Raw genomic sequence first — 6,784 nt, forward strand, 5'->3', positions numbered from 1 at the left:
TCACTATTTTGCTTTGCAATTAGAAATTGTTTGCAAATATTTGTCACAGCTAACAAAAAAACACCCCTTCTCATTGATAGAATCACATCATATTGAAACGGCAAATGTGCTTTTTAAAACATCCATCCGCATTACGGTGTGAGGAAATTAACATGAATCTTAAGCTGCAGCTGAAAGTCCTTTCCTTTCTGCAGTTCTGTCTGTGGGGTAGCTGGCTCACGACACTCGGCTCTTATATGTTTGTCACCCTTAAATTCGACGGCGCATCCATTGGTGCGGTTTATAGTTCCCTGGGGATTGCCGCCGTATTTATGCCTACGCTGTTAGGTATCGTCGCCGACAAATGGATCAGTGCGAAGTGGGTTTATGCTCTTTGCCACCTGGTGGGTGCAGGTACGCTGTTCGCTGCCGCCGAGGTCACCACACCTGGGGCCATGTTCTTTGTGATCTTGCTTAACTCCCTGGCCTATATGCCAACGCTTGGGTTAATCAACACCATTTCTTACTATCGCCTGCAGTCTGCCGGGATGGATATTGTCACCGACTTCCCGCCAATCCGTATCTGGGGCACCATCGGGTTTATTCTGGCCATGTGGGCGGTGAGCTTCTCTGGTTTTGAACTGAGCCATATGCAGTTGTATATCGGCGCAACCCTGTCCGTGGTGCTGGCACTGTTCACCCTGACGCTGCCGCATATTCCGGTTGCTAATCAGCAGAAAAATCAGAGCTGGACATCAATGATGGGTTTGGATGCCTTCGCCCTGTTTAAAAACAAGCGTATGGCAATTTTCTTCATCTTCTCGATGATGCTGGGCGCAGAACTGCAAATTACCAACATGTTCGGTAATACCTTCCTGCACAGCTTCGATAATAACCCGCTGTTCTCTGGTAGCTTCATCGTTGAGCATGCGTCAGTGATGATGTCCATCTCGCAGATTTCTGAAACCTTGTTTATCCTGACCATCCCGTTCTTCTTAAGCCGTTACGGTATTAAGAACGTTATGCTGATCAGTATTGTGGCGTGGATGCTGCGTTTTGGTCTGTTTGCCTACGGCGACCCGACTCCGTTTGGTACCGTGCTGCTGGTTCTGTCGATGATTGTTTACGGTTGCGCTTTCGACTTCTTCAACATCTCGGGTTCGGTGTTCGTGGAAAAAGAAGTTCGTCCGGAAATTCGCGCCAGTGCACAGGGTATGTTCCTGATGATGACCAACGGCTTTGGCTGTATTCTGGGTGGTCTGGTGAGCGGAAAAGTGGTGGAACACTTTACGCTGAACGGCATTACTGACTGGCAGAGCGTATGGCTGATCTTCGCGGGCTACTCACTGTTCCTGGCCTTTGCCTTCGTCGCACTGTTTAAGTACAAACACGTTCGCACTCCGGCTGGCACGCAGACTATCGCACACTAATCTTCATTGATTTAAAAGGGTCACCTGACGGTGACCCTTTTTTTTGCCGAAAATGTATCGGCTGCGCGATCCGGTTTTTATTTCAGAACATATCCGTACAGACGCTTTATGCCGTCGGCATCCGTTTCGCTGTAAACCCCTTGCAGCTCCGGCGAGAAGCCCGGCAGCAGGTTAACGCCCTCTTCCAGCGCCAGGAAGTAACGCTGCACCGCCCCACCCCATACTTCACCGGGTACCACGCACAACACGCCGGGAGGATAAGGCAGCGCACCTTCTGCCGCAATACGACCAGCAGCGTCACGAATACGCACCAGCTCAACATCACCCCGGATATAGGCGCTGTTGGCGTCCTGCGGGTTCATGACAACGGCAGGTAAGCTCTCCTGACGGAACATCGCTTTTTGCAGATCCTTCACATCAAAGCTCACGTACAGGTCATGCATTTCCTGGCACAGTTCACGCAGCGTATAATCCCGGTAACGCACTGGGTACTTGTTGAAGATAGTGGGCAGTACATCTGCCAGCGGCGTATCGTTCTCGATGTGCTGTTCAAACTGAGCCAGCATCGCCACCAGTTGCGCCATTTTCTCTGCGCTTTCTGCTGGCGTCAGCAGGAACAGGATGGAATTGAGATCGCATTTTTCCGGCACAATACCATTCTCTCGCAGGTAGTGTGCGAGGATCGTCGCTGGTATACCAAAGTCAGTATACTGCCCAGTTTGCGCATCAATGCCCGGCGTGGTCAGTAGCAGTTTACACGGATCGACAAAATACTGGTCGCGCGCATAGCCGTCAAAACCATGCCATTTTGCTCCCGGCTCAAAGCTAAAGAAGCGACGCTCGCTGGCAATAACCTGCGTCGGGTATGTCTGCCAGGGTTGACCCTCCACCGTCGGAGGAATAAAGGGCTGAATCATCTTACAGCGATCAAGAATAGCTTTACGTGCCTCAATCCCTAACGCCACGCATTCCGCCCATAACCGACGTCCGCTCTCACCTTCATGAATCTTAGCGTTAACATCCAGCGCAGCAAATAGCGGGTAAAACGGGCTGGTGGAAGCGTGCAACATAAAGGCATTGTTTAGCCGTTTATGCGGGCAGAAACGTGCCTGACCGCGAATATGGTTATCTTTTTTATGGATCTGCGAGGTTTGTGAGAACCCGGCCTGTTGTTTATGCACCGACTGGGTGACAAAAATACCCGGATCGTTGGGCTTGAGATCCAGCAACAAGGGTGAGCCATCGGCCATCATCGGAATAAATTGTTCATAACCAACCCAGGCGGAGTCAAACAAGATGTAATCGCACAAACTGCCGATCTTGTCGATCACCTGTCGTGCGTTATAAATGGTCCCGTCATAAGTCCCCAACTGGATAATCGCCAGACGGAACGGACGCGGCTGGTCAGCTTTATGTGGCGCGACCTCGCGGAGTTGACCGCGCAGATACTCTTCATTAAAGCAGTGATCATCAATACCACCAATAAAGCCAAACGGATTACGCGCCGCTTCCAGATAGACTGGCGTAGCGCCGGCCTGGATCAGCGCACCATGGTGGTTTGACTTATGGTTGTTGCGGTCAAACAGCACCAGATCGCCACGCGTCAGCAACGCGTTAGTCACCACTTTATTGGCAGCAGAGGTGCCATTCAGCACGAAGTACGTTTTATCTGCATTAAACACTTTTGCCGCAAATTTCTGCGCATGCTTTGCCGACCCCTCGTGAATAAGCAAATCACCCAGCTTGACGTCGGCATTACACATATCCGCGCGAAACAGATTTTCGCCAAAGAACTCATAAAAATGCCGTCCGGCAGGATGTTTTTTAAAAAATTCACCGTGCTGATGGCCTGGGCAGGCAAAGGTACTGTTGCCCATTTCGACATACTGCGTCAGCGTGTCATAGAAGGGAGGCAGCAGATCATCCTCATAGCGACAGGCGGCAGATTCCAGCTCAAGCCAGTCCTGTGCATTACCGTTAATGACCGCCTCAACGCCCGCAGGCAATTCGCCAGTAACCTCTGAGAAAATAAACACCGGTAAATGAAAACCTGTGCATTTAAGCAAAGCCAGGATCCCGCTGCGGCTATCCGCAACAGTAATGACGACTGCCGCAACATCAGTAAAATCAGTACTGTCCAGTGATACCACCTGACGATGGGTAGACAGACGAGAGACCAGTTCACCACTGGCGGCAATTTTCATTGATTTCATAAGCGCAAAAACCCGTTTCGGGAAAGTCAAAGTCCCGGACAAAACCACACGGCGTTGTCCCACGAAATGTTTGGTCAAACTGGTTACCAGCCCCGACCGCCAGACATCAGTAAAAGCAGATAGCCTCTGATTTTACTGTTATCCTGCAGTGAGCGTACGCCGCCGTCACCGCATGGTGGGATAATGAGGATATGTCGCAGAAAGGGGGGAACTTCGCACAAAAAGGCGATGTTGAAGGTGATGTAGGGGGAATTGATTCATCCCAGGCAACCCCATTCAGACAGGAGAAAATTCGCGCAATAATGGCACCTTTCATTATCAGGCGCAAGATAAAATCCTATGCATATACCTCACAGATAAACAAGCATTTCGCCGAACAATAGCGGCATAATAATGCAACCTGAAAACATAATTATACCTCGCAAATTGCCTTCATCATCAAGACGATAACGGGTATGCAGGAGTTCATGTGGTAATCGGACCTTTTATTAATGCCAGCGCTATTTTACTTGGTGGCGTTCTCGGCACACTGCTTAGCCAGCATTTACCCGAACGTATTCGGGTCTCAATGACCTCCATTTTCGGACTGTCCTCGCTCGGTATTGGGATCTTACTCGTCATCAAGTGCGCCAATCTACCAGTCATGGTGTTGGCAACGCTGGTCGGCGCGCTTATTGGTGAGTTTTGTTATCTGGAAAAAGGGATTAACACAGCGGTCGCCAAAGCACAGAAACTGTTCTCAAAGTCGAATACAAATTCAACGCACGAGTCTTTTATCCAAAACTTTGTCGCCATCATTGTCCTGTTTTGCGCCAGCGGTACCGGGATCTTTGGGGCGATACATGAAGGAATGACCGGCGATCCGAATATATTAATCGCGAAGTCGTTTCTCGATTTCTTCACCGCTATCATCTTCGCCTGTTCGCTCGGAATTGCGGTATCTGCCATATGTGTGCCGATGCTGGCAATCCAGCTGACGCTAGCCACCTGCGCTACGCTGATTTTGCCGCTGACCACGCCAGCCATGATGGCTGACTTTAGTGCCGTAGGCGGTCTACTGTTGCTGGCAACCGGCTTGCGTATTTGTGGAATTAAAATGTTTGCCGTTGTGAATATGCTGCCCGCCCTACTGCTGGTCATGCCACTTTCCGCCGCGTGGACGGCTTTTTTTGCCTGACAATGCGTGCAATACCAGCAATGTGGTGATAGATTGTGCAGTCTGCATTAATTTGAAGAAATTTCGTTGACGAAACGAGGTGAATCGGTTTTAATGCGCCTCGTTGCCCGGATAGCTCAGTCGGTAGAGCAGGGGATTGAAAATCCCCGTGTCCTTGGTTCGATTCCGAGTCCGGGCACCACTATTTAGAAGAACCAGCCTATGGGCTGGTTTTTTGCTTTCTGGGGTTCCGGTAGATTTCTGGTCGTGTCGGCCACAGGAGGCATTGCTTTACACCTTGGGCCCCACCTGAGCATTTTCCTTTAGCGATGCCCTTCCGGTCATTGTGCCAACGTCTGCTGGTCTTCACTCTGCCAATAAATACTATTTCCACCAAGTATACCTACTGGTGAATTGATCACAGCAAGGCAGAATCCGGTCTTTGTCCGGTCAGGAGAAGACAAGCAGCATCGCTTCACTTCACTTCAGATGTGTGGAAAACACTACCGCGCCGGTAGGCTTGCTCACCCCCTCACAATCCCGGAAAGGATTCCCGGTCTTGCTCACGGTTTTCAATAAAATCGGTTGTCAGCCCTCCGTCAACCAACTTTTCCCAGCCACTGCTAAGCCTCCAGTAAGTGAAGTTAATGGCGGCGTTAAAATCCCTGCTGAGCAGCAATTTAGGTCTGGCATAGCGTCAATGAAGGTCCGTTACGTGCCAGGAGGAGAAGCTGGAGTGCCAGAGGCCCTCTAAAAATTCATGGATCTTTTTGTAGGGAGACTTACATAATAGTCCCATAAGCGTGTACATTGCGCGGAAGAAATTCGTGAAGCACGAGAGTAGCTCATATATGTTAGCTGCAATTCGTTAGTTTAATTAGGGCTTTGTTGAATAAATCAGATTTGGGGCAAACATACCTATAGCTGTTTGCTTCTGTCAGGCAATACGCACGCTTTCAGGCATCCCTGCCTTTGTCATTTTGTTCAGCGCATGCACCATGGCCAAAGCCTCTGCAACCTGGGCATCATAGTCCCGTAGCGTCAGTGAACCTCCGAACAGTTGCTTTACTCTGTACATCGCCGTTTCCGCTATCGACCGACGATTATAATCTGTTGCCCATTTCCACCGTGCATTGCTCCCGCTCAGACGCTGGTTCGCTACTGCACGATTACGATCTGCGTACTCACCGGGCCAGTAACCTGCCCCTTTTCGGGGGGGGATGAGAGCGCTGATTTTTTTACGCCGCAGTTCATCGTGACATAGCCGGGTGTCGTAAGCCCCGTCTGCCGCTGCTGCCTTGATTTTTCTGTGAGTCTGCCGGATTAGACCCGGGAAGGCTTCTGAGTCCGTTACGTTGTTCAGCGACAGGTCTGCGCAGATGATTTCATGTATTTTGCCATCAACAGCCAGATGAAGCTTTCGCCAGATACGACGGCGCTCTTTGCCATGTTTTTTGACTTTCCATTCACCTTCACCAAAGACCTTCAGTCCGGTGGAATCAATCACCAGATGCGCGATTTCACCCCGGGTGGGTGTTTTGAAGCTGACATTAACCGACTTTGCCCGTTTGCTGACACTGGTGTAATCCGGGCAGCGCAACGGAACGTCCATCAGGGTAAAAATGGAGTCAATAAAACCCTGAGCAGCCCGCAGGGTCAGCCGGAATACGCGTTTAATCACCAGGGCAGTAGTGATGGCAAGGTCAGAATAACGTTGAGGTCTTCCCCGGGATGAAGGCGTTGCTGGCTCATACCAGGCCTGAATAGCCTCATCATCCAGCCAAAAGGGACGGAGCCACGATTGATGAGGGCTTTGTTGTAGGTGGGCCAGTTGGTGATTTTGAACTTTTGCTTTGCCATGGAACGGTCTGTGTTGTCGGGAAGATGCGTGATCTGATCCTTCAACTCAGCAAAAGTTCGATTTATTCAACAAAGCCCAGGCATTGATGAATTTTTGGTATCACGAAGGATTGAATACATAAATTCGATCTCCATTAGCCGGAAAA

Annotated in this window: 3 protein-coding genes, 1 tRNA gene and 1 pseudogene; 3 read left to right on the plus strand and 2 right to left on the minus strand. The window is 50.2% G+C overall.

From position 1 onward, the window contains the following. The first annotated feature begins 152 nt into the window (after positions 1-152). Positions 153-1,409, plus strand: a complete 1,257-nt coding sequence (locus IMQ48_RS15045) for a nucleoside permease (protein WP_196209678.1) — start codon at positions 153-155, stop codon at positions 1,407-1,409. A gap of 77 nt (positions 1,410-1,486) precedes the next feature. Here IMQ48_RS15045 and IMQ48_RS15050 read toward each other — a convergent pair whose 3' ends face one another. After that, the gene (locus tag IMQ48_RS15050) at positions 1,487-3,622 is read right to left on the minus strand and encodes an ornithine decarboxylase (RefSeq protein WP_196209679.1); all 2,136 of its coding nucleotides are present in this window, start codon (positions 3,620-3,622) and stop codon (positions 1,487-1,489) included. Between the two features lie 469 nt (positions 3,623-4,091). On the opposite strand from IMQ48_RS15050, the gene IMQ48_RS15055 reads away from it, so the two are divergent. Together IMQ48_RS15055 and IMQ48_RS15060 are read left to right on the plus strand one after the other, a co-directional pair. After that, complete coding sequence (locus IMQ48_RS15055; protein WP_196209680.1) at positions 4,092-4,799, plus strand: DUF554 domain-containing protein; 708 nt, start codon at positions 4,092-4,094, stop codon at positions 4,797-4,799. Positions 4,800-4,904: 105 nt separating this feature from the next. Beyond that, a tRNA-Phe gene (locus IMQ48_RS15060) sits at positions 4,905-4,980 on the plus strand. Positions 4,981-5,715: 735 nt separating this feature from the next. Here the strand turns inward: IMQ48_RS15060 and IMQ48_RS15065 are convergent. Then, positions 5,716-6,638, minus strand: a pseudogene (locus IMQ48_RS15065) (IS5 family transposase). Positions 6,639-6,784: the final 146 nt, after the last annotated feature.

Origin of the sequence: Citrobacter sp. Res13-Sevr-PEB04-36, assembly GCF_015672735.1 — a bacterium.
GTDB lineage: Bacteria > Pseudomonadota > Gammaproteobacteria > Enterobacterales > Enterobacteriaceae > Citrobacter.

What these genes read in the sequence shown, in the direction of transcription:
- IMQ48_RS15045 (WP_196209678.1), top strand. Translation starts at nt 153, where the DNA reads ATGAATCTTAAGCTGCAGCTGAAAGTCCTTTCCTTTCTGCAGTTCTGT.
- IMQ48_RS15050 (WP_196209679.1), bottom strand. Translation starts at nt 3,622, where the DNA reads ATGAAATCAATGAAAATTGCCGCCAGTGGTGAACTGGTCTCTCGTCTG.